We start from the raw sequence: 22,795 nt of genomic DNA, 5'->3' as shown, positions 1-22,795 counted from the left end.
ATCCTCTTCTCAATTCCGCAGGCTCTGACAATGCCCGATCTTTCCGCTTGGACCCCACGCCCCTTGCCGCAGCCGGTGACGCTGGAAGGGCGCTTCATGCGCGTTGTTCCCTATCGGCGCGGGGACCATCTGGAAGCGCTCTGGGCAGCTTTCGGCGGCCATGCGATCAACGATCGGTTGGCCTATTTCGCCCAGCCGGATTTTGGCGGCATCGGCGATTTCGACATATGGCTGACGGCCTGTCAGGCGGCTGGCTGGGTGACCGAGCTGTTCCAGTCGACAGACGGTGGCGCGATCCTCGGCATGGCCAATTTCATGCGCGCGGACCCGGTCAACGGCGTGGTCGAAGTCGGCGGCGTTGCACATACGCTGGCCATGGCCCGCACGCCTCTATCGACCGAGGCGCATTATCTCATGGCGCGCCATGCGTTCGAAGATCTTGGCTATCGTCGCTACGAGTGGAAGTGTCATAACGAAAACGCAGCGAGCAAGGCCACGGCTCGCCGCCTGGGCTTCACCTTCGAAGGCGTCTTTCGCCAGCATATGATCTCCAAGGGCGAGAATCGCGACACGGCCTGGTTCTCGATGATCGATGGTGAATGGCCGCTTCTGAAAGCCGCCTTCGAAGCCTGGCTCTCTCCCGACAATTTTGATGAGGCGGGTGGCCAGCGTCGCAAGCTGGAGGATCTGCGCCTCGCACTGGCGCCGGCCTTCAGCGATGACCATGCCGTGGATGCCGCTCAATGAGCGCGCCGCAGGGCCACGATCCCGAGCGAGCGGGGGCGCCGCGACAGTCCGATCGAACGGAGCGTTCCTCGCTGATCGCCGCAGGCGTGTTCCTTCTGCTCGCCGGCCTGGGCTTCGCCTTCCTGCCGCGCATGATGCTGGCGCTCGGCAATATTTCCCCTGTCCTTGCCGGCTTTTTCGGCGTTCTATTCGTCGGCGCCTTTTTCCTGGTTTTCTGGCTGCGCGCCCGCGTCCAGCGCCGCCGCGATCAGGCGGGCCTGCGCAACGAGCATCGCGACGCACCTTAAACATCGGTGTTGCGCCCGTTGACCGCCGTCAATGCGCAAGGCTTGACGCCAGTTGGCCTTGGCGCTGGGTTATGCCGTCAGCGCCGCCCCGAGCAACAGAAGACCGAGCAGCAGCACGAACAGCGCGCCAAGGATCTCGATGGCCGTGCCGATGCGGCTCGCTGCGCCGCTGCTGGATGCCAAGCGCAGCGCTAGCCCCTTGGCGGTAACGGCTATGGTGGCAAGCAGGGACACGGTGATGGCCGTACCCACGGACATGGCCAGCACCGAGAAGACGCCGCCCAGCATGAGGTTGTTCAAAAGGGCGAAGGACAGGACGATGAGCGCGCCGGAGCAGGGGCGCAGGCCGACGGCCAGCACCGCCGACCAGGCTTCGCTCGCGCCCAGCCGCTCGCCGCCAAGGCGCGCCGGATCGGGCAGATGCGTGGTGCCGCAGGCTTCGCAGAAGTCGCCGGTTCGGTGGCTTAGCTGGGTGCCGTGGTAATTCAGTCCGCCGCGCTTTTGCTGCGGCCATGCCACGGCATGGCCAAAGGCAAGGTCGCCACTGTCTCGCGCCGTTGCAGCGCCTGAAAAATTGGCCTGAGAGAGCGATGTCGATGCGGCTGCGGCTGGTGCTGGGCCAGCGGCAAACAGGACCGCATCGGCGCCATGCTGCGCAGCATGTGCACGGCGGCGAAACAGGCCGGCCGACCGCAACTTGCGAAACAGAAGCCATGCCCCGAATGCGGCGACCAGTGCATAGCTGGCGGTTTCCAGCGTCGTCGTCGCCCGTGTCAGCGAAATGCCGCTGCCCCGTAGCACATAATAGGCCATGCCGATCAGGACGATCGCCATGACGCCTTGCAGGAAGGCCGAAAGAAAGGCCAGCGCCACACCGCGCTTCAGCTCGATCTCATTGGCAAGCATGTAGGACGAGATGACCGCCTTGCCATGGCCGGGCCCCGCGGCGTGAAACACACCATAGAGGAAGGAGAGGCCGACCAGCGACCAGAGTTGCCAGGGATCGTTGCGCATGGCGCGCAATGCATCGGTCAGCGTGCGATAGAAGAGCTGCTGCTCATGATTGACCCAGGCGAACAGGCCCGCCAGCGGCCCGCCGACCGTGATGCTTGGCTCTGCCGTGCCGATGCCGAGCGGAGACTGGGCCAAGGCCAGCGCTGGATGCAGCGCCAGCAGGGCAAGGCCGCCTCCAAGGGCTAGCCCGACGAGGCGAGGACGCTTCAGCATGTGAACTCGATCCGCGTTGCGAAGAGCTTGGACATGTTGGTTCCCGTGGGATCGTTGAAGAAAGCGGAGGTCAGCGTCGCCTGATTTTGCGCGATCACGTCGTCCGGATTGGGCCTGACGACCTTGTGCTTGCAGCTTTTCAGTTTGTCGCCGACTGCAACCAGATCATCGTCTGTCGGAAAATCCATCGCCGTATACATGGTCGGGTCATAAACGCCGATCGAGAAGGTGCCTTTCAGCGCAATGGGCTCGGCCGGCTTGGCCGCAAACATCAGCAGGAGCTGCCCATCCTTGAAATCCGCATGGATCACCTGCGGCTTGGCAAGCTTCACGCTTTTGCCATTGTCGAAGATCGTCGTGTAATAATTATATTCGCCCAGCGATTCCAGCACGGTCTGCCCGACCTCGGCCAGTTCCTTGGCATCGAGCTTGGCGTCGGAATTATGGTCGAATTCCAGAAGCACGCTTGCCGAAAACATATCGTCGAAGCGCCAGACATTGCGCAATTCGCTGATCTGCCCCTTGTCATTGGCCACCACCTCCAGCCGCGCCTGGGCGAAGATGTGGGGATGGGCAAAGGCGCCAGATGCGGAGAACAGGCCGAGCGCCAGCGTCAGGCAGGCGCCCTGTCGGCCAAGGATCCGGCGAAAGGCATTGAGGCGCGGGCGGGGAAACTGGATCACGAAGCGGCTCTTTCCTCGATGGGGCGAAGGAAGCTCTGCGCTCCCGCGTGAGAGCATCGTGCCGAAACCGGATCGGCTCGATGCTGAGGGCGGAATTGCCATGCGGGCTTCCGCCTCGCTTGCTGCGATGCCCGTCAAATGGGTCGGAATTTCGGCCTTTGCTTCATCAGCAGGAAACAGGCGGCCGGTCGAAAAACGAAAGCGTCTGTCCTTGGATGATGGCGGAGCGGCTGCTGCTCAGGCAGCGTCGTTGGCGGAGGCGCGCAACGGGCCCGTCGATTGGCGGATGCGCATCTCCGGCTTGATCAGATGAATGCCGTCTGGATCATGGCTGCCCGCCAGCTTGTCGAGCAGGGCACGCGCGGCGCTGCGGCCGACATCCGATTGGCCGTTCCACACCGTGGTCAGCGCCGGCGTCGACAGAGAGGCTTCCTCCAGATCGTCATAGCCGGTCACGGAAATATCGCGGCCTGGTATGAGGCCGGCACGGGCGATGCCGTTCATCATGCCGATGGCGACGAGATCGTTCCAGCAGACCACGGCGGTTGGCTTCTGCGGCAGCGACAAAAGATGCACAGCCGCTTCGAAGCCGCCCTGCATGCTGCGCGGGCCGGGGATGCGCAATGCCGGATCCACCTCGATATTGGCCTTGCGCAGCGCGTTGACGTAGCCCTGATAACGATCCCGGCCGGTCGATGTCTGGTCTGTGCCGCCAACCATGGCGATGCAGCGGTGGCCAAGCCCGATCAGGTGGTTGGTGGCCAGCGCGATGCCATAGGCATCGTCGCCCCGGAAGATCGGCACGTCGAGCCCCTCGACCGAACGGGCAATCAGAATCGCCGGCATGCCATTGTCTTCCGCCAGCCGGATATCCTCCGGCGGCGTGCCGATGGCCGGCGACATGATCACGCCATCGCCGCCGAGCTGCAGCAGTGTTTCGATGAAGACGCGCTGCTTTTCGACCGAATCGTAATGGTTGGAGAGAATGAAGGTCTGACGGTCGCGGTCGAGTTCGGCTTCGATGGCCTTGAGGATCTCGCCGTAGAACGGGTTCATGATGTCGTGCACGACGACGCCGACGATGCCGGAGCGCGAGGTGCGCAGGCTGGCGGCGCGGCGGTTGTAGATATAGCCGAGCGCCCGGGCCTGTTCCTTGATCTTGTCCCGCGTCTGGGCAGCAACCAGAGGACTGTCGCGCAGCGCGAGCGAAACGGTGGCGGTGGAAACGCCGAGCGTCTCCGCGATCGTCGAGAGCTTGATCTTTTGCGCCACGTCCTCTCCCAGGTTGCAGCATTCCTCGGTTTTATTTTTCCTTAAACTGTTTAAATGACCGATGCAACAGCGGGTGCAGCCCTTCGAGCACGGCTGGAAAGGCGGAGAGACAAGGCCGAATCTTGGCGCGAGCCGCGTGCAAAGGGGCCGAGCGGATAGCGCAGGGGTAGGCGGGTGAGGCTCAGTCTTCGAGCGCGCCGTTCTGGAGATTGGCGTCCAGCGAGCGCAGCAGCTTCATCAAAAGCTTGATCTGCTTGTCGCTGAAGCCCCTCAGCGCCTGTTCGCCGGTCTGGCGCCCCGCTTCGGCAATGGCGTCGAGCCGGGCGCGGCCCTCCTCGGTCAGATAGACCTTGGTCAGGCGTGCATCCTCGTCATCCGCCCGGCGATGCAGGAAGCCCTGCGCCTCCATACGGCCGATGGTGCGCGTCATCGTCGGCGCCTTGACGCCGAGCCGGGCCGCAAGCCCACCCGCCGTCATGCCGTCTTCTTCGGCAAGCGCCAGCATCACGCCATCCTGACCGGCGTAAAGACCGCTCTCGACGAGATTTCGCGACATGACCGTGCGCATGGAGCGCGCGGCCTGGACCAGGGCAGCTGCCACGACCTGGCCGCTCGGCTCGTCATCGATCGCTTCGGGCGCGGAAGACAGATCGATCTTCTGCTTCGGGCCCTTGATCTTCGTTTTCTCGGCTTTGCTCTTCTTGCCCAATTTGTCCTCTTGCGCAAACGGGTTGCACGCTCAATCGACCTCTGTATGACAGAGATTTCTGTTATATGACAATCGGCAGAGTTTGACTGCAGGATGGCTGAAAAGGTTTGAAAAAATGCTTGCTCCGGCAATTTTGACGAAAGCCGGCCTGTCCTGTGCGCTCGATTGGGTCGGCGATGCTGCCAATTCGGAGCCGATCGCGGTGCTCCCGCTGGGGGCCCATGAGCAGCATGGGCCGCATCTCCCGTATGAGACCGACAGCCTGATTGCCGACGGCATGGTCGCGCGGCTGCGGCCTGTGATCGCCGATGCTGGCCTGACGGTCGGCTTCCTTCCGACGGAGACGACAGGCTATTCGATCGAGCATGGCTTCGACCCGGAAACACGCTCGCTCTCTCATAGTGAGGCGGTGGAGCGCTGGATGGGCATTGCCGAGGCGCTGGCCGGGCAGGGGATTCGCAAATTTCTGATGCTCAACGCCCATGGCGGCAATGCGCCGCTGATGACCATCGTCGCGACGGAGGCACGGGTGCGCTTCTCGATGCTGGCGGTGGCCACCCATTGGCTTCGTTTCGGCCTGCCGGAGGGATGGATGCGGCCGGAGGACAAGGCAATCGATATCCATGCCGGCGATATCGAGACCTCCGTGATGCTGGCGCTGCATCCCGACAAGGTGAACATGGCCAAGGCGGCGAATTTCCCCTCGCGCCAGAGCGAGTTTGCGGCGCGCTTCACCCATCTGCGCGCCTATGGTCCCCATGCCTTCGGCTGGACCATGGCCGACCTCAACCCGGACGGCGCGGCCGGCAATGCGGCGGCGGCCACCGCCGAACGCGGCGAGGCGCTGATAAATCATGCGGCCCAAGGTCTCATGGAGCTGCTGCAGGATGTGGATGGCTTCGATCCCGACGCGCTTGCCTGAGCCGTTGCGTCGTCGCCAGTCAAGCCGCATATTGAAATGAGGGCGACAGACAGGAGCAAGCCGATGCGCATCTCCATCGAACAGGCAGCCGGCCAGTTGACCGAACTCGTGCGGCTGGCCGAGGAAGGCGAAGACATCGTGCTGACGGAGAATGGCGAAGCGCGGGTGCGGCTTCAGACCGTGTCCGGTTTTAATCCGGACAAGGACTTACGGCTGAAGCTGATCGAAGACATTCAAGAGCGCGTCCGGCAAAAGAATTTACCGCCTGGACCGGATGCCGCCCATAGTCAGGATTTTCTTTATGATGAGGATGGCCTGCCGGCATGATTGCGGTCGACACTTCGGCCTTGATTGCGATCCTGCAAAAAGAGCCTCGCGCGGCTGTATGTCGCGCCGCTCCGGTAAGTTATGACAGACTATTGCTGTCAGCGGGGACGTATGTGGAAGCCATGATCGTTGCTGCCAGACGTGGGTTACCCGCAGAAATGGATGATCTGATCCAGATCAGTATTTCCGACATCATTCCGGTCACACCTGACCGTGCCCGGCGGGCTTCGGCGGCCTATCGGCGTTGGGGCAAGGGTTTCCATCCTGCTGGCCTGAACTATGGCGATTGCTTCGCCTATTCTCTGGCCGAGGAGTTCGGCTGCCCGTTGCTCTTCATCGGCGAGGATTTCGCCCGCACGGATCTGGCGCCGGCCGTCAGCGTGGCATGATCGCGCCGCTGCCTTCGAGGCGGCTTTGAACTGACGGAACTTGCGCTTATATGGAGGCGACGCCCGCCGCCCTTGACGCGGCGGTCCCTTCACCGTCCTTGCGAGGCTATCATGACCGCATCTGCTGCCGAGACCCCGAAGCCCATTCCCGTCACCGTGCTCACCGGCTATCTCGGCGCCGGCAAGACGACGCTGCTCAACCGCATTCTCTCCGAGAACCATGGGCGCAAATATGCTGTCATCGTCAATGAGTTCGGCGAGATCGGCATCGACAACGACCTGATCGTGGAATCCGACGAGGAAATCTACGAGATGAACAATGGCTGCGTCTGCTGCACCGTGCGCGGCGACCTGATCCGCGTGGTCGAGGGGCTGATGCGCCGTCCGGGCCGTTTCGATGCGATCATCGTCGAAACCACGGGTCTCGCCGATCCCGTGCCTGTCGCCCAGACCTTCTTCATGGATGACGATGTGCGTGCCAAGACCGAGCTCGACGCCGTCGTCGCGCTTGTCGATGCCAAGCATCTGCCGCTCAGGCTCAAGGACAGCCGCGAGGCGGAAGACCAGATCGCCTTTGCCGATGTCGTTCTCTTGAACAAGACCGATCTGGTGACCCCGGAAGAGCTTGCCCGCATCGAGGCGACCGTGCGCGTGATCAATCCGAGCGCGCGCATCTATCGCACCGAGCGCTCCAACATCGATCTGACCCGCGTGCTCGACCAGGGTGCCTTCAGCCTGGAACGGGCGCTGGAGAACGATCCGCATTTCCTGGAAGAAGCCGCGCATGAGCATGACCATGTCTGCGGCCCCGATTGCGACCACGATCACCATCACCATCACCACGCCCACGACCACGACCACGACCATCATGATCACCACCACGATCATGACCACCATCATCACGACCACGATCACGGACATCATCACCATGATGCGCCTTCGCCGATCCATGACGTGACGGTGCAGTCCGTTTCCCTGCGTGGCGGGCAGATGATCCCCGACCGCTTCTTCCCCTGGATCCAGAAGGTCACCCAGACCATGGGGCCGAATATTCTCCGGTTGAAGGGCATCATCGCCTTTGCCGGCGATGAGCAGCGCTATGTCGTCCAGGGTGTTCACATGATCATCGAGGGTGACCATCAGCGGCCCTGGAAGGAGAACGAGGCACGGGAAAGTCGTTTGGTCTTTATCGGCCGCGATCTCGACCGCAAGAAGCTCGAGGAGAGCTTCAAGGCTTGCGAGGCGCAGGCCAACTGATGCCCACCATTGCCCCGCTCGATCTTTCGGGCCATGTCGTTGCCGTCGCCTATCTGGGCGACGTGCCCGTTTTCGCCGAAGCCTCTGGCCTCGTTCATCGCCTGGAGGACGGGCACAAGACCATCGAGGCGCAGGACGGCCTGCTTACCGCCGTTTACGATCCCCTGACGGAGACGCTGCTGACGGGCGGCGAGGACGGGCGCGTTCTGCGCATCGCCCGCACGGGCGCGGTGGACGAGCTGGCGGTCGTGCCGCGCCGCTGGATCGGCCAGGTCGCGGCCGGGCCTCAAGGCGCCGTTGCCTATGCCTCCGGCAAGACCGCCTTCGTGCGTCTGGCCGATGGCACGGTGAAGGCGTTTGCCGAGGAGCGCACCGTCGAGGGCCTGGCCTTCGCGCCCAAGGGCCTGCGTCTGGCCGCCGCGCGCTATAATGGCGTGTCGTTGCACTGGGTTGCCATACCCGGCGATCCTGTGGATCTCGACTGGAAAGGCGCGCATAATGCCGTGACCTTCTCGCCTGATGGTCGCTTCCTGGTCACATCCATGCAGGAAAACGCCCTGCATGGCTGGAAGCTTGATTCCAAGCCCGGTGCGGAAGCGCGGCATATGCGCATGACCGGCTATCCCGCCAAGGTCAAATCGCTCTCCTGGTCGGCCAAGGGCAAATGGCTGGCCTCTTCCGGCGCGCCGGCCGCCATCGTCTGGCCGTTCCAGTCCAAGGATGGGCCGATGGGCAAGGCGCCTTTGGAACTCGGCACGCGCGGCAATGTCATGGTCACGGCCGTGGCCTGTCATCCGAGCGAGGATGTGGTCGCCATCGGCTATTCAGACGGCATGATCCTGGCGGCCCGCTTTGCCGACTCACGTGAGGTGGTGCTGCGCCGCCAGGGCAAGGGCGCCCTCACTGCCATGGCTTGGCACAAGAGCGGCCAGCGTCTGGCCTTTGCCAGCGAAACCGGCGATTGCGGCGTGGTCGATATCACCGTCTGACCCCTCAAGCGCGGCGAGTTCTGCTTGCCGCGCTCTTCCTGCCTTTCCGCCAATTGCAGCGTTCCGTCTCACCGGCTTAAACGCCGTCAATGTTGTCTGACTTTTGCCGCCGTGTGAGGAACAGCAGCAGGAATGCGGCACCTGCGCCGAACGAGGCGAGCCGGATGGCCATGCCGAAGCCATTGAGCTGCGCGATCAGGCCCATGGCCGGCACGGAAAAAATTCCCGCCAGGAAGATCGAGTTCATATAAAGCGCCGTCGCCCGCGCCAGGCGGCCCCGCGAAAAGCTCTGCACGAAGGTGAGGCAGGTGCCGGCAAACAGGCCGTAATACGTGCCTTCCATGGCCGCACCGATCAGCATCTGCGGCACGGTCTCAACCGAGGCTATGACGTTGAAGGCGAGCACCGCCAGGATCGTCGCGCCGCCGAGGATCAGCCGCGGGCTGATAAAGCGCGCCATCCGAGGCGCCATCAGGATAAAGAACACCTCCATCGCGCATTTGACGCTGAGCGAAAGCCCCGGCGCAAAAGCCGGCAGGCCGGCCTCCCGTACGAAGAAGACGGGCAGCGCGGAGGCGCAGAGCGAATGGGCGAAGGAGAGGAAGAAGCTGATGGCGGCCGCCAGCCAGAGGCCGAGATTGCGCCCTTCCGGCTCGGCTTCAGCGCGACGCTCCATCGGACAGGTTTGCCCGCGTGGAATGACGGCCACCGCGATCGCCACCCAGATGAGAACGATCAGCATGGCATTGACGAAGACAAAGCGCGCGCCGGCGAAATCCGCAACCAGATAGGCGGCAGCAGGCATCACCATCCAGGCGAGCGACACCGTCATGCGCAGAAAGGCATTGTAGCCGACCGGCTCCAGCCCATGGGTGCGCCCGTAATGCCGGCCATAGCTGAAGACCAGCGTGCTCGCCGCATTGGTCAGGCCCATTCCCGGCGCGGTGATGAGGATCAGCAGCGGCAGGCTGCCGGCAAGCGCCGCCGCTGCCGCGCAAAAGGCGCCGAAGGCGCAAACGAAAAGGAGCGGCCGGATCCGTGCGCCGCCATCCACCCATTCGCCATAAAGCCGGCTCGACAGGATCGAGATCGTCATGGCCGAAACGCTGTAGAGCCCGACGGTGGCAGGCGCATGCCCCAGAACCTCGATGATATAGAAGCCCATGAAGGGCACGATCGCCGCATTGGTGGCGCCGGAGACAAAGACCAGAAGCGCGATCATGAGCGCTTGATGATCGGACCGATAGGCCAGAGCTTGCTTGTCGGACATCGCGGGCGGTCTGCTTGGGAATCACGAGGGGAGGCCACCGCCATCTGGCACCGGCGCGGCCGAGGTGACAACCTGTTTCGGCAGGGTCATGACAAGAAGTCATGGGCCGGATCACGCTGGCGTGAGGCAATTTGCCTGGGGGATGGCGGATCTGGTGCGTCGATTGCTGGCGCCAGCCCTTACACATGCCGCTGTCGATCATGCCCGCGGGCTTCAGGCCGGCGTGGCGGCCTTTATGATCTCGCCCAGAAGCGCATGCAGCGCGTCCCGGTTCTGGCCGATGGCGCGTTTTCGTCGTAGAGAATGACCAAGGTCAGCCCGCGCGGTGGCGCGAGATAGAGCATCTGACCGCAATAGCCCCAGCCATAATGCACAGGTGGGTAGGCGGTTTGTAGATAGCAACCGGCTGGAGGTGATAGTCATAGGGAAGTGAGGAAACAGTCTTCTGAGAATCGGTGTGAAAAAGCCTATTAAATTAGCCTTATTTCTTCCGATACACACCGGCCTGTTATTTAAATTACAAAAATTTATTATTGCGATTCAAATTATAATATTATCGAAGTGTCATCTGATATGAATCATTAATATTTATCCTAACGCAGTGTAATATGCATATTTTTCTGCTTATAATGATTTTAAATAAATCACATGAATAATTATGTTTTTCTAGAATTTCTTATGCGATATTTCTGTTTATGTTAATATTTATTAATTCAGAAATTGCTTCCCCTAGTGCATTAGCTTCTTCTACAGCGCGCTTTAAATCAGGTCGGCTTGAGTAAGCTGCGATGATTTCCTCTAGATCTTCTGGCTGATCTGCCGTCATAATGCTAAGCGGTGTTACCAAGCCTATTGTGGATGTCAGAAGTCCTGCATTCAAAGAATGCTTTGACCGTTCATCGATTCGCTCAAAGGTTAAGTCTCTAATAATCTCAGCATAGGCAGGCGAGCGAAGCACGGTAAGCGGCGCGCGCGCGCAATTAAAAATGGCTATTCCAAACTGAACTGCCTCTTCTCGCGTAGGAAATCTACCCTTATGGACAACTTCATTGCGGAATTCGCTCTGCTTGCGAGGTAGCATATTTGGCGTGTTACGGGTTTCGAGCAAAAAAGCGGTGAGGAAAGCTCCAAGCTGGCGCTCAGACTGCTTCGCCATCTGCTTCCAAACCACCGAGAATGCATCACGCGAAATGCCTTGCTTGCGGCACACAGCTTCGATGAAGAATTCGTAGAGCCTCTCCAACGAAGTGGCAAAGGAAAAGACTGCGTCGCGATGGAAGCCATTAACGATGGCTCTTACGCCCATTTCAGAGAGAATCTCGAATTTGCTTTGCTGGATGACCAATGCAGTACGATGCCCGCGATTGCATGTGGTTTCGATCAAACCGCTTTCTGGAATGTCTACCAGGGCAAGTGATAGGAAGTTTAGGATACCAAGTTCGGCCTGGCACTGCATGCACATTGTGAATGTTTGCACTAGCACCTCTTTTCAATAGTGGTCATCCGCCTGCCATCCGAATTTTTCTACGAAGATAACATTAACTTAATTATTCGGTTCAGTCCAACTGCGATAACAGATCGGAGCAACTATGTTCCCATAAGGGCGGCAGAACATTAAAAAACGGAAGACGCCTCACCCGTCAGGCAGCGTATCCGGCCATTGCTGTGCACCATGCAGAACGCGAAGGACGCGGACGGCCGATGCCGTTACTTTGTAAGCGAGGATATAGGGCGTGCCAGCGACGACCCGCTCGCGCGTGCCGGCTATTCGGCCCGGACGACCGCTTTCCGCAAAGTCGATCAGCTGGCGTGCTGCACTGGCTATCTGCTCGTCCATCTTGATGGCGGCCGCCGGATTCCCCGCCTCGATATGAGTAAAGATTCCGTCGCGATCGGACATCGAGAAGGCTGACCACGTCAGCCTCACGACGACAGGTCGTCCAGGCGGCGCGCTGCTGCTGCACGGCGGCGGGCGAAATGCGCCTCGGCCTCCTCATCGGACATGTCCGGCCTGTGGTCCTGAAGGGCTTCCAGAACCTTTGCCCGAAACCAGGCATCATGCTCTTTGCCGCCTGCTACGAGTTCCATCGGCAGCGCACCCTCATTCGCGGTTCGCGTGAGCAGGATGCGGACGGCATCGGAGACCGTCAGGCCCATGGGTTCAAGGACAGCCGCCGCCCGATCGCGGATATCGGCATCGATGCGAGTTTGAACGAGAGCGTTTGCCGCCATGATTTACCTCCTGTAGTCGCCAGAATGTAATTCAATTGAATGGTGAGCGCCATCCTCAAATGGTTTGGACAAGCGAGCGCAAGGAGCCCTCCCACCCCCTGCGCCCAAATCCTCTTTTACCAAGCCAGCTCCACATGCGGCCGCCCGTTCGAGGTCCGCTCCACCGTTCGCCCCGTTTCGTCCACCGTGCAGTGAACCCTCTGGCGGAAGGCGGAGAAGCTGTCGAAGGTGACGACATCGACGGGTGTGTCGAAATGCAGCGTCAGGCGGTAGCGCGGCGGATCGCCAGTCAGTTGCTGGACGCCTAGCACTTCCGCCTGGAAGGCTTGGCCGAGATAGTGGCCTGATAGGCGCGCGCCGATGCGCCAGGGGTCGAAGGGCGGGCGGTTGCCGAGCCTCGCGTGGAGCGTGTTCCAGTCGCGAAAGCCATATTGGCGGGCGATGAGTTCCAGCGCGCGGCTATGGGCAATGGTCTCGCCGGTTTCGGCCAGCGCTTGGCGCAGGCGTCTTGCTTGGTCCTTGAGGCTATCGAGAGCCGGCAGGGGCGTTTGCGTGGGGGATGTGATGTCGTGTGCGGGCAGGGCCATGGTCTGATCTCCGGTCCGGCGGGGATCGTTCAAGGTGGGTGCCCGCATTGCCGCCTGATCCTTAAATGCCGGATAGGGTCGACCGAAACTGAAGAAAAAGAGACTTCACCAAAGCAGGATCTGCTCGCGGACGGCGGGCGCTCTTTAGACCCTGAGCGCTTATAACCGGTATCGCGCTGTCTGGCGAGAGGCTGCTTTTCTTTGGTCGAGGCCTGTTTCGGGCGCACGAACGAAAACCGCCCCGATGCTGGATGTCATCGGGGCGGCTGCATGTCGGCAGGTTTGGAATCAGGCCACTCTGGCGATGCGGGGCTGAGACAGCCGGGTGCCGGTCGGCACCAGCAGACCGGCAGCGCCGTCAAGCCAGCCGGTTTTCAGCTCCAGCCCGAGGAAGCGGCGCCGCTCAAAGGGGCCAGGCATGACGAGATGGGCGGCCTTCTCGGCAAAGAAGCCGAAGCGCTCGTAATATTCCGGATCGCCCACCAGCAGGATGGCGCCATGGCCGCGGGCGGCGGCTTCGGTCACGGCAGCGCGCATCAGGGCCGCGCCGATGCCCTTGCCCTCATGATCGGCATCCACCGCCAGCGGGCCGAGCAGCAAAGCGGGCACGGCCGCGCCATGCGGGCCGACACCGGCATCGACATGCCAAAGCCGCACGGTGCCGATCACATGGCCATCGCGGTCGCGTGCGACCAGCGCCAGACCCTGCGCCGGCAGGCGGCCACGGCGGATCGCTTCCGACGACTTGCGCTTGCGGGCAGGGCCCATGGCGCGGTCGAGCAGGCGTTCGCGCTGGACGACATCGCCAGGATGCTCGGCTTCGATTGTAAATTCTGCCTTACGGAAAAAGGCGATTGCAGCGTCAAGAACAGCGGCCATGGCTTGGCCTCCCGCACTCAAAGCCGTCTCAGAAACGGCACTCAGGAAGATGGTGAGGGCCGCGCTTGCTCGGTTCAGGAGCAGGCGCGGAGAAGGCGCGTCAGATGACGTAGGCCTTGAGCGGCTCGAAGCCGTTGAACGCCACCGCCGAATAGGTGGTGGTGTAGGCGCCGGTGCCTTCGATGAGAACCTCGTCGCCTATCGTCAGAGATAGCGGCAGCGGGTACATGTTCTTCTCATACATCACGTCGGCCGAATCGCAGGTCGGACCGGCCAGCACGCAGGGCTCCATCTCGTCGGCGTCGCGCTCCGTGCGGATCGGATAGCGGATCGCCTCGTCCATGGTTTCCGCCAGGCCGCCGAACTTGCCGATGTCGAGGAAGACCCATCGGTGATTGTCATTGTCCGACTTCTTGGAGATCAGCACCACTTCCGCTTTGATCACACCGGCATTGCCGACCATGCCGCGGCCGGGCTCGATGATCGTCTCGGGCAGCTTGTTGCCGAAATGCTTGCGCAGCGCGGCGAAGATCGCCTTGCCATAGGCTTCCGCCGAGGGCACGTCGCGCAGGTACTTCGTCGGAAAACCGCCACCCATATTGACCATCTTGAGCTCGATGCCCTGCTTGGCCAGCTGCACGAAGACGCGCTTGGCATCGGCCAGCGCCGCATCCCAGGCGTCGAGCTTGGTCATCTGCGAGCCGACATGGAAGGACACGCCATGCGAGGTGAGGCCGAGCTGGTGCGCATAGACCAGAACGTCGACCGCCATCTGCGGCACGCAGCCGAACTTGCGCGACAGCGGCCATTCCGCGCCTTCGCCATCGGTCAAAACGCGGCAGAAGACGCGGGCGCCAGGGGCGGCGCGGGCGATCTTCTCGACTTCCTCATGGCTGTCGACGGCAAAGAGCGAGACGCCGATGGCATGCGCACAAGCGATGTCGCGCTCCTTCTTGATGGTGTTGCCATAGGAGATGCGGGCCGGCGTGGCGCCGGCAGCCAGTGCCATTTCGATTTCGGCCACGGAGGCGCAATCGAAATTGGAACCGAGGCCGGCGAGCAGCGACAGGATCTCAGGGGCGGGGTTGGCCTTGACGGCATAGAAGACGGCGCTGTCGGGCAAGGCATGGCGGAAGGCGCGGAAATTGTCGCGCACCACATCGAGATCAACGACGAGGCAAGGGCCTTCCGGACGGCGGGTCTTCAGGAAATCGGCGATGCGGGCGGTCGTCATTGGCGTGTGTCCCATAGATCCAAGGCTCCGGCGCGAACCGGAGGACAAAGGCCGACGCAAGCGCGCACGGAACCAGCCGATGGAGACCCTGGAACCAAGCGGGCGCATGAATCGCGCAAACGGTGGAGCAAAGCCTGCCTCAGGCTTCGATCCGGCTATGTCTGCCATGGATTGGACGGGGGACCCGACCGCACGTCCGGCAATGAAGGTGTGCCTCTTCAGTAACCCCGGCTGATGGAAAGCCGGAAGAGAACAAAAAGGCCCGCACCGTCGTTGCTTCAAGGTGTCCTCGCATTTCCCGGTTGGCCGGAATAGCGACTGGAGCGGTTAGTTCCAGGTACCTTACCGATTTCCTCACCACATCGAGGGTCGGCGGACACCCACAGGCACGTGCGACTTTGGGCAAGGGGTAGATAGGGAATTCGTCCGTCTCAATCAAGCCTTTTTTCGCACGTCCGCCGGAAAGTTTGATGACAATCCCTAGGCTTGATGAGCCGGCTGCCGATCGGGACGACGAGGCTTGCGCGAGGCTGGCGCGGAGCTTGCCAGTCGGGCGCTGCGGAGGCTAGGGTCGGTGTCTTGAAAGCCGAACGCCCGAGAGTTTCATGGACACGCTGACCCGCATGCGCGCCTTCATCGACGTGGTCGATGCCGAGGGCTTTTCCGCCGCCGGCCGGCGCGTCGGCCGTTCCAAGGCGCTGTTGTCCAAATATGTACGGGAGCTGGAAGACGAGCTCGGCGCGCTTCTGCTCAACCGGACGACGCGCCAGTTTTCGCTGACCGAGGCCGGGCATCTCTATTACCGTACGGCATCGGAGATCCTGAAGGAGATCGACAATCTCTCCGATCTGGTGCGCGCCGGCAATGCAGACCTCAAGGGCCGCATCCGCATCACCGCGCCGCGCACTTTCGTCGATGCCGAGATCGGCCAGTCGCTGATCGACTTCCGCCTCGCGCATCCGGAGCTATCGCTCGAAATCATCGCCGATGACCGCTTTGCCGATCTGGTGGAGGAGGGGTTCGATGTGGCGATCCGCATCACCAAGCTGGAAGATTCCACGCTGATCGCGCGCAAGCTCTCCGATTTTCAGATCATCATCTGCGCTTCGCCGGACTATCTGGCGCGCAGCGGGCCGATCAATCATCCGTCCGATCTCGCGCGCCATGCCTGCATCATCGACACCAATGGTCGCTCCTACAGCAGCTGGCGCTTCTGCGAGACGGATGGCACGCCGCTCAGTGTGCAGGTCTCTGGCCCCCTGGAGGTCAACAGTCCGCTGGCCGGCGTGCGCGCGGCCGAGGCCGGGCTCGGCCTTGCCGCCGTGCCGGATTTCATCGCCCGGCCGAAGATCGCCTCCGGTGGGCTCGTGCCGATCCTCGAGAGCTACTGGCCGCAGGATCGCGGCATCTATGCCATTTACCCGCATCGGCGCTATTTGCCTGCCAAGGTGCGCACGCTCGTCGATTTCCTGCATGGCTGGTTCCGCCGGCCATGATCCTAGGCCGGAAAGGCCGCGCAGTTTTGTTCTTTTGCTCTGACACCGGGCGCTCTGCCTTTTGGAGGTTTCATGTCCAGCGAACAACGTCCCGTCATCGTCGTGCCCGGCCGCATGCATCCCCGCGTTCTTGCCCGCCTGCCGGATACGTTCGAGATGATCCGGCTGGACGAGGCCGATCCGGCGCTGGTCTCGCCCGAGCTGGGGGCAAAGGCCGTCGGTATCGCCACCACCAACCGGCTGCCGGCCGATTTCCTTGCGGCGTTCCAGTCCGTCGAGATCGTCGCCAATTTCAGCGTCGGCTATGATGGCATCGCTGTCGAGGCTGCAGCGGAGCGCGGCGTGGTGGTGACCAACACGCCCGATGTGCTGAACGAGGAGGTCGCCGATACGGCCATCGCGCTGCTCCTCAACAGCCTGCGCCGTTTTCCAGCGGCGGAGGCCTATCTGCGCGCAGGCCACTGGGCGCAAAAGGGGCCTTTTCCGCTCACGCCGCTCAGCCTGCGCGGCCGCAGCGTCGGCATATACGGTCTGGGGCGCATCGGCCAGGCGATTGCCCGGCGGCTCGAAGGCTTCGGCCTGCCGATTTCCTATCACACGCGCAGTCGGCGCGACGATGTCGCCTACACCTATTATCCCAGCCTGAAGGCCATGGCCGAGGCTGTGGATACGCTGATCAGCATCGTGCCCGGCTCGGACGAAACGCGCCATACGCTGAATGCCGAGATCTTCCAGGCCCTGGGTTCGCGCGGCGTGGTTATCAATGTCGGTCGGGGATCGACGCTGGACGAGACGGCGCTGGTCGCCGCGCTGAAGGAGGGCACGATCGCCGCTGCCGGACTTGATGTCTTCGAGAACGAGCCGCATGTGCCTGAGGACCTGATCGCGCTCGAAAACGCCACGCTGCTGCCGCATGTGGCCTCGGCCTCCGAGGACACACGCAATGCCATGGCCGATCTCGTCGTCGACAATCTCAAAAGCTGGTTTGCGACGGGTAAGGCGCTGACGCCGGTGCCGGAGACGCCTTTCGAACGCAAGGGGTGAGCCGCCCCATCGATGTCTGTCGCGCGCTGCTCAGGCGTCAGGCCGAAATCGACGCCTGCTTGCGGCCCGCGACATAGGCGTTGAGCGCCTCGCCAAAAGCGGAAAAGATCTGACCGGAGGGGCTGTCGGTGCCGACCCAATATTCCGGATGCCATTGCACGCCGACGGCAAAGCCCTTGGCGTCGATGACCGAGACCGCCTCGACAGTGCCGTCATCGGCCAGCGCTTCGACGGCGAGACTTGGTGCAAGCTTCGAAATGGCCTGCCGATGCAGGGAGTTTACCTGGATCTCACCGGCGCCCAGGACTCGCGCCAGGCAGGAGCCTTCCTTGACCGAGACGCTCTGGCGGATTGCGTATTTCACGTCGCTGTCTGGATGCTCCGGGTGGCGATGGTCCCAGATGCCGGGCTGGTCCTGGATGTCGTTGGCGAGCGAACCGCCGAGCGCAACGTTGAGCTCCTGAATGCCGCGGCAGATGGCCAGCACCGGCATGCCGCGCTTCAGCGCAGCGCGGATCAGCGGCAGGCTGGTGGCGTCGCGTGCCGGGTCGAAAGGCCCATCCTGCTCGCTTGCCTCGCGGCCGTAGAGCGAGGGATGGACATTCGAGCGCGCGCCGCTGACCAGGAGGCCATCGACTCGATCCAGCAGGGCTTCCGCATCATTGCCATCTTCCAGCGCCGGCACGAGAAGCGCCATCGCGCCAGCCCCTTCCACCGCCGCACGCACATATTGATGCGGCACCGCATGCCAATTGCTGCCTTCGAACTGACGGAAATCGCAGGGGATGGCGACGATGGGCTTGGTCATGGGCAACTCCGGAGCAAGGCGGCGGCGCGCGGATCGGCGCGAGCCTCGATTTGCGATGCCGCAGGCCTGCGGCGGCGTCAAGACATTCGATACCGAATGCGGGCAGCAACGCCTGATCGGCTCTCTCAGCCGATTGCGCTCACGCGCGGTTTCGCTACACTGGCGGCGGGTAGAGTGGAGGCGCGCCGAGACAGGTGGCGCCTCAAGGAGACAGGGAGAGGGCGCCATCATGGCTGAACATATCGAAGGACCGGCCGAAACGGGCGCGCCGATGGACTATGCCGAACATGAGAAGACCTACAAGGCCTTCCTCATCGGCACGAAATTCGTGACGATCTTCTGCGTCGCCCTGCTGGTGGCAATGGCAGCCTTGTTCTTCACCAATGCCGGGGCGATTGCCGCCTTGATTCTCTTCGTGCTGCTGAACATCGCCGGCCACTATCTGATCGGCTGACAAAGGCCTCGGCTTCTCGGCCCGGCACGGCGTTCGGGCCGAGAGACGAGCCTATTCCTCGCACGAGGCGGCCCTAAACTGGCCGCTCATGTTGAAGGTCCACGCGCTAACCCCGAAGCAGCCCGTGTCCTGACCCGGCCGGTCCGCCCTCAGGCGCCGCCCTTGACGCGGGCGAGGCCTGCGCGGGCCGGCTCGTATTTCGGATCGAGCTGAAGCGCGTGGGAATAGGAACGTGCAGCCTTCGCCTTGTCGCCACGGCGCTCATAGACCAGCGCCTGGTTGGCCCAGCTTTCGGCGACATTGCCGTTGAGGTTGATCGCGGTATTGAAATCCGAGAAGGCGTTGTCGTCGTCGCCGAGCGCCAGATAGGAAATGCCACGGCCGTTATAGGGCTCTGGCGAAGTCGAGGAGAGCGAGATCGCCGTCGAGAAATCCTCGATCGCCTGATTGTGCTGCTTGCGGGCCTGATAGATCAGGCCGCGATTGTGATAGGCGCGCGGATCGGTGGTTTCGTTCTGGATCGCCTGGTTGAAGTCGGCAAAGGCCTGGTCGAGGCGGCCGGCTTGGCGATAGAGATTGCCGCGGCCGATATAGGCGACGTCATAGCGCGCATTGATCTGCAGCGCGGCGTTGTAATCCTTCAGCGCCGAGGCCTGATCGCCCATATTGCGCTCGACCAGAGCCCGGTTCGCATAGGCTTGGTAGAAGCGCGGATTGAGTTCCAGCGCGCGGTTGAAGTCGGACAGCGCGCGGCGGAACTCGCCGGCGCGGCCGTAAGCCGAGCCGCGGACATTATAGGCTTCGGGATCGTTCGGATTGGCGGCAATGACCGCAGAGAGCGAGGCGATGTTCTGGTCGGAGCCTTGGGCTCGCTCGACCTTCATCATATCGCCGCCCGTATCGGTCTGGCAGCCGGACAGGAGAGCTGCGCCCATGAGAAGAAGGCCGGCAGCGGCCGTCTTGCCGAGATGGGGCGCCAACGCGCCGATTTTGTCGCCGATGATGCCGCTCCAGCCTGCAATGCCCACAGTCGTCAAAGTCGATCCCTCATGTCCGAATCTGCCCGGCGCCGTCCTGCAGACGGTCGATCTCCGGCTTGTCCTGTCCGATTGCGCCGCTCTGATCAAGCTCAAATCGCTGAACGACGCTGCGGCACCACCCTTTGAGAGGCCTGAAGACCTCTTAGGTCTGCTGGCCAACGCCTCCCCATCGAGGGGTAAGGCGTATCATGTCCGCGCGCGCCATGTGTCGAGCGCCATGCCGGGACGGGTCCATCGTCGCCCGGACAGCCGGATTGACGCGGATTGCGCCGGCGGATCGGGTCCTATCCAACGGGCGCATATGGGAGGCCGGATGTCCGGCACCTCCGTCATCGAATGATGCGGCCAAGGTGCTGCCCATCGGCCTCAGTGTGAGGGCAGGGTGACGGGCCATGGCTCCAAAAAACTACCGTCACACGAATCGCTTCTCACGCTTGCGGCGCAAACGCGGCGAAAAGCAGGCGCGGCCTGGCAATTCACGTCGAAGATCCTGACGGGCAAGGATCGTGGCCAGACAACTGTAAAGCAGAAGCCAAACATGAACAGAGCGCCGCTGATGCGCCTTCTCGGCGCGCGACGCTCTCTCCATCAGAAAGTCCAGAGGCGCTTCATCCGAAGCGCCTGACGTCTGCTCAGCGGGCGCCCGGGCGGCCCGTGGCGCTGACCAGGCCTTCGCGCTGCGCGCGCTTGCGGGCCAGCTTGCGAACGCGGCGAACGGCTTCAGCCTTTTCGCGGGCACGCTTCTGAGACGGCTTTTCGTAAAAATCGCGCATTTTCATTTCGCGGAAGATGCCTTCGCGCTGCATCTTCTTCTTCAGAGCGCGGAGCGCCTGGTCGACATTGTTATCGCGGACGAGTACCTGCACGAGAATCACGTTCCTTTAGAGTGTTTGAATGGCCAAGGCCGAGTTCTGGCGAAAGGCAGCATGCGCCGGCGATTTTTCTCTCTGGCGGCATCGCTCACGATGGCAAAAGAAAAACGCTCGCGCGGGCACCTGCCCTGCGATTGGTGAGCGGAAATAGCAGAAGGGACCCCAGGAGTCCAGATGGCAATCCGCCTGCCCGGCGAAAAACCGCGCTTTGGCAAAGCGTGCCGCGCATTTTCGCTATCCTCAGACCTCCTTCGCGTGATGAAGCTGTTTAACCGAAGGCTTCACGGCCGTGCCGGCGAATCGCCCGCCTGCTCGATCGCGTCGATTGCCGCCTTCAACGCCGAATGCGCGCGGGAGCGCTCGCCAGGCTCCAGCCGGCCAAGATCGAGATGCAGGTCGAGGCCGGTAACATGTTCGCTGAGGATCCGGCTGCCCTCGCCAAGATCCACCAGCCCTTCCACCGCATAGGGCACCACTTCGCGCGGAATGCCCTTCATGGTGATCGGCGGCAGGGGATGGGCGATGACGATGTCGGCGACCAGAGAGTAGGTTTCGTAGCTCATGACGATGCGTCCGCCATCGGCGATTGATTGGAGACGGGCGGCCAGATTGGCCTCTGCGCCGATGATCGTATAGTCCATCCGGTCGCTCGAGCCGAAATTGCCGACATTGCAATAGCCCGTGTTGATGCCCATCCGCACGACGAAGGGCTGTTCCGTGCCCCGCCGGCGCCAGCGCTCCTTCAGTTCGCCCAGCCGCTGCTGCATGTCCACCGCCATGCGCAGGCAGGCCTTCGCATCCTCCACCGGCCCATGCGTGTCCGGATCGCCGAAGAAGACCAGCATGGCGTCGCCGATGAACTTGTCGACCGTGCCCCCGTGCTTGAGCGCGATCGCCGACATTTCCGTCAGATAGTCGTTGAGCATCTCGGTCAGCGCTTCCGGCTGCAGCCGCTCCGTGGTGGCGGTGAAATCCTTGATGTCGGAGAAGAAGATGGTCAGCCGCTTGCGCTCGGTATGGACCACGACGTCCTTCTGGCCGCTGAAGATGCTCTTGTAGATCTGCGGCGAGAGATAGCGTGAGATCTTCAGCGAGATCGCCGCCAGGAAGTCGTTGGTCGATTCGAGTTCCCGGTTGACGGCGCGGATCGTCGCCGTCTGGCGTTTCTGCAGGAGGATGACGATGGCACCGAAGGCGGCCATCAGCACGAAATAGGCCAGCAGGAACTTGAAGGCGAAGATATTGCTGGCGAGCGGCTGGCGGATGATCACCTCTTGGATGCCGCGCACATCGCCCACCTTCCAGTCCGTTTTCGGGCTTTCCGGATGGCTGTTGTGGCAGGCGACGCAGGCCGCGCCCATGATCACCGGGGTGACGAGCCGCAGCGTGTTGGTGAGGCCGGCGCGCGTGAGATCAGTAAGGGTCTGTTGGGCATCGGCGCGCAGGGCCGTCAGCGCCGCGTTTTCGAAGGCATCGAGATTGTGCGGTGCGCGGTTCTTGAAGGGCAGGTCCGAGACGAAGCGGTAGGTGATATTGGCCTGCTGCTCGCGTATGACGTCGCCCAGCTCGAGCGAAAGCGTCGCCGGGATGGGGATAGCGCCGGGGATCGCCGCATAATTATGGCTGAGCACCGTCTCCTGGCCGATGCCGCTGGCATGGGCGGCCTGGATGCGGCCGACGACATTGCTGGCATAGTAGCCCCTGATGGAGCTGATCAGCGAGCTCATGTCATGCGCCTGACGTCCGAGCGCTGTGCGCGACAGCGCATCGACATCCAGCCAGACGGCAAGCGGCAGGCCCGTCAGCAACAAGACGACCATGATGATCACCAGGCGCCCAATGCGGCGGACGGAATGCGCGGTTTTCGTCTCGATCATGGCTGGAGCACCTCACGCGCGCCCGGCCTGCAAAAGGCACGGCCTTCGGGCATAAAGCCCGGCAGGCTGTACAAGGTCAATCTGATTTGCCGCCCAAACCGCCGTCAAAAAGCCGCGCGCATCAGCCTTGTCGAAACTTCGTGCATGCGACGTCGCAAAAGAGACGTTGCGTCGCGAAAGGATCTGCGATGTC

Annotated in this window: 25 protein-coding genes; 10 read left to right on the top strand and 15 right to left on the bottom strand. The window is 62.3% G+C overall.

Annotated features, from left to right (window positions below):
• Positions 1 to 30 precede the first annotated feature (30 nt).
• Positions 31 to 747, top strand: coding sequence for a GNAT family N-acetyltransferase (locus BMX61_RS09565; RefSeq protein ID WP_075626885.1), 717 nt, complete (start codon positions 31 to 33; stop codon positions 745 to 747).
• A complete protein-coding gene (locus tag BMX61_RS09560) occupies positions 744 to 1,034 on the top strand; it encodes a hypothetical protein (RefSeq protein WP_083639360.1) in 291 nt (96 codons plus the stop codon). Before BMX61_RS09565 ends, BMX61_RS09560 begins: the two co-directional genes overlap by 4 nt.
• A 69-nt stretch (positions 1,035 to 1,103) precedes the next feature.
• Here BMX61_RS09560 and BMX61_RS09555 read toward each other — a convergent pair whose 3' ends face one another.
• From BMX61_RS09555 to BMX61_RS09540, 4 genes are all read right to left on the bottom strand, one after another.
• Positions 1,104 to 2,261 carry a nickel/cobalt transporter gene (locus BMX61_RS09555; protein ID WP_083639361.1) on the bottom strand — a complete coding sequence of 386 codons (1,158 nt, stop codon included), beginning with the start codon at positions 2,259 to 2,261 and terminating at the stop codon, positions 1,104 to 1,106.
• Entirely contained in the window at positions 2,255 to 2,944 is a 690-nt protein-coding gene (locus BMX61_RS09550; protein WP_234794640.1) for a DUF1007 family protein, read from the bottom strand. Before BMX61_RS09550 ends, BMX61_RS09555 begins: the two co-directional genes overlap by 7 nt.
• A 237-nt stretch (positions 2,945 to 3,181) precedes the next feature.
• Positions 3,182 to 4,216 (bottom strand): LacI family DNA-binding transcriptional regulator, encoded by a 1,035-nt coding sequence (locus BMX61_RS09545; RefSeq protein WP_075626886.1) that lies wholly within the window; start codon positions 4,214 to 4,216, stop codon positions 3,182 to 3,184.
• Between the two features lie 181 nt (positions 4,217 to 4,397).
• On the bottom strand, positions 4,398 to 4,871 hold the full coding sequence (locus BMX61_RS09540; protein WP_407703758.1) for a MarR family winged helix-turn-helix transcriptional regulator: 474 nt from the start codon (positions 4,869 to 4,871) through the stop codon (positions 4,398 to 4,400).
• A gap of 169 nt (positions 4,872 to 5,040) precedes the next feature.
• On the opposite strand from BMX61_RS09540, the gene BMX61_RS09535 reads away from it, so the two are divergent.
• The 5 genes from BMX61_RS09535 (at position 5,041) to BMX61_RS09515 (ending at position 8,809) form a co-directional block, all read left to right on the top strand.
• The gene (locus BMX61_RS09535; protein WP_083639362.1) at positions 5,041 to 5,847 is read left to right on the top strand and encodes a creatininase family protein; all 807 of its coding nucleotides are present in this window, start codon (positions 5,041 to 5,043) and stop codon (positions 5,845 to 5,847) included.
• Between the two features lie 63 nt (positions 5,848 to 5,910).
• Positions 5,911 to 6,174, top strand: coding sequence for a type II toxin-antitoxin system Phd/YefM family antitoxin (locus BMX61_RS09530; protein WP_075626888.1), 264 nt, complete (start codon positions 5,911 to 5,913; stop codon positions 6,172 to 6,174).
• Entirely contained in the window at positions 6,171 to 6,563 is a 393-nt protein-coding gene (locus tag BMX61_RS09525; protein ID WP_075626889.1) for a type II toxin-antitoxin system VapC family toxin, read from the top strand. The genes BMX61_RS09530 and BMX61_RS09525 overlap by 4 nt, the downstream gene beginning before the upstream one ends.
• A 111-nt stretch (positions 6,564 to 6,674) precedes the next feature.
• On the top strand, positions 6,675 to 7,820 hold the full coding sequence (locus BMX61_RS09520) for a CobW family GTP-binding protein (RefSeq protein WP_075626890.1): 1,146 nt from the start codon (positions 6,675 to 6,677) through the stop codon (positions 7,818 to 7,820).
• Complete coding sequence (locus tag BMX61_RS09515) at positions 7,820 to 8,809, top strand: WD40 repeat domain-containing protein (RefSeq protein ID WP_075626891.1); 990 nt, start codon at positions 7,820 to 7,822, stop codon at positions 8,807 to 8,809. The genes BMX61_RS09520 and BMX61_RS09515 overlap by 1 nt, the downstream gene beginning before the upstream one ends.
• A gap of 76 nt (positions 8,810 to 8,885) precedes the next feature.
• On the opposite strand, the gene BMX61_RS09510 is transcribed toward BMX61_RS09515, so the two are convergent.
• From BMX61_RS09510 to odc2, 7 genes are all read right to left on the bottom strand, one after another.
• Entirely contained in the window at positions 8,886 to 10,079 is a 1,194-nt protein-coding gene (locus BMX61_RS09510) for an MFS transporter (RefSeq protein WP_075626892.1), read from the bottom strand.
• Positions 10,080 to 10,755: 676 nt separating this feature from the next.
• The gene (locus BMX61_RS09505; RefSeq protein WP_139198902.1) at positions 10,756 to 11,556 is read right to left on the bottom strand and encodes a hypothetical protein; all 801 of its coding nucleotides are present in this window, start codon (positions 11,554 to 11,556) and stop codon (positions 10,756 to 10,758) included.
• 156 nt (positions 11,557 to 11,712) lie between these two features.
• Positions 11,713 to 12,006, bottom strand: a complete 294-nt coding sequence (locus BMX61_RS09500) for a type II toxin-antitoxin system RelE/ParE family toxin (RefSeq protein ID WP_075626894.1) — start codon at positions 12,004 to 12,006, stop codon at positions 11,713 to 11,715.
• Entirely contained in the window at positions 12,003 to 12,311 is a 309-nt protein-coding gene (locus tag BMX61_RS09495) for a type II toxin-antitoxin system RelB/DinJ family antitoxin (RefSeq protein WP_075626895.1), read from the bottom strand. Before BMX61_RS09495 ends, BMX61_RS09500 begins: the two co-directional genes overlap by 4 nt.
• Before the next feature lie 116 nt (positions 12,312 to 12,427).
• Entirely contained in the window at positions 12,428 to 12,898 is a 471-nt protein-coding gene (locus BMX61_RS09490) for a glyoxalase superfamily protein (protein WP_075627045.1), read from the bottom strand.
• A 288-nt stretch (positions 12,899 to 13,186) separates the two neighbouring features.
• Positions 13,187 to 13,777, bottom strand: coding sequence for a GNAT family N-acetyltransferase (locus BMX61_RS09485; RefSeq protein WP_075626896.1), 591 nt, complete (start codon positions 13,775 to 13,777; stop codon positions 13,187 to 13,189).
• Between the two features lie 100 nt (positions 13,778 to 13,877).
• Complete coding sequence (odc2, locus tag BMX61_RS09480; RefSeq protein WP_075626897.1) at positions 13,878 to 15,011, bottom strand: ornithine/lysine decarboxylase; 1,134 nt, start codon at positions 15,009 to 15,011, stop codon at positions 13,878 to 13,880.
• 605 nt (positions 15,012 to 15,616) lie between these two features.
• Here odc2 and BMX61_RS09475 point away from each other — a divergent pair.
• Entirely contained in the window at positions 15,617 to 16,507 is an 891-nt protein-coding gene (locus BMX61_RS09475) for a LysR family transcriptional regulator (protein ID WP_075626898.1), read from the top strand.
• Between the two features lie 72 nt (positions 16,508 to 16,579).
• On the top strand, positions 16,580 to 17,551 hold the full coding sequence (locus BMX61_RS09470; protein WP_075626899.1) for a 2-hydroxyacid dehydrogenase: 972 nt from the start codon (positions 16,580 to 16,582) through the stop codon (positions 17,549 to 17,551).
• 37 nt (positions 17,552 to 17,588) lie between these two features.
• Here BMX61_RS09470 and BMX61_RS09465 read toward each other — a convergent pair whose 3' ends face one another.
• Positions 17,589 to 18,359 carry a gamma-glutamyl-gamma-aminobutyrate hydrolase family protein gene (locus tag BMX61_RS09465; RefSeq protein ID WP_075626900.1) on the bottom strand — a complete coding sequence of 257 codons (771 nt, stop codon included), beginning with the start codon at positions 18,357 to 18,359 and terminating at the stop codon, positions 17,589 to 17,591.
• Between the two features lie 229 nt (positions 18,360 to 18,588).
• On the opposite strand from BMX61_RS09465, the gene BMX61_RS09460 reads away from it, so the two are divergent.
• Positions 18,589 to 18,813: an aa3-type cytochrome c oxidase subunit IV gene (locus BMX61_RS09460; protein WP_075626901.1), complete on the top strand. Its 225-nt coding sequence runs from the start codon at positions 18,589 to 18,591 to the stop codon at positions 18,811 to 18,813.
• Positions 18,814 to 18,962: 149 nt separating this feature from the next.
• On the opposite strand, the gene BMX61_RS09455 is transcribed toward BMX61_RS09460, so the two are convergent.
• From BMX61_RS09455 to BMX61_RS09440, 3 genes are all read right to left on the bottom strand, one after another.
• Complete coding sequence (locus BMX61_RS09455; RefSeq protein WP_407703757.1) at positions 18,963 to 19,802, bottom strand: tetratricopeptide repeat protein; 840 nt, start codon at positions 19,800 to 19,802, stop codon at positions 18,963 to 18,965.
• 683 nt (positions 19,803 to 20,485) lie between these two features.
• Positions 20,486 to 20,719, bottom strand: a complete 234-nt coding sequence (gene rpsU / locus BMX61_RS09445; protein ID WP_075627047.1) for a 30S ribosomal protein S21 — start codon at positions 20,717 to 20,719, stop codon at positions 20,486 to 20,488.
• Positions 20,720 to 21,006: 287 nt separating this feature from the next.
• Positions 21,007 to 22,602, bottom strand: coding sequence for an adenylate/guanylate cyclase domain-containing protein (locus BMX61_RS09440; RefSeq protein WP_075626903.1), 1,596 nt, complete (start codon positions 22,600 to 22,602; stop codon positions 21,007 to 21,009).
• Between the last annotated feature and the right edge of the window lie 193 nt (positions 22,603 to 22,795).

Origin of the sequence: Xaviernesmea oryzae (assembly GCF_900109605.1) — a bacterium.
GTDB classification, from domain to species: Bacteria; Pseudomonadota; Alphaproteobacteria; order Rhizobiales; family Rhizobiaceae; genus Xaviernesmea; species Xaviernesmea oryzae.
Note: the sequence above shows the minus strand (reverse complement) of the source record. Positions and strands in the feature narration are given on the sequence as shown.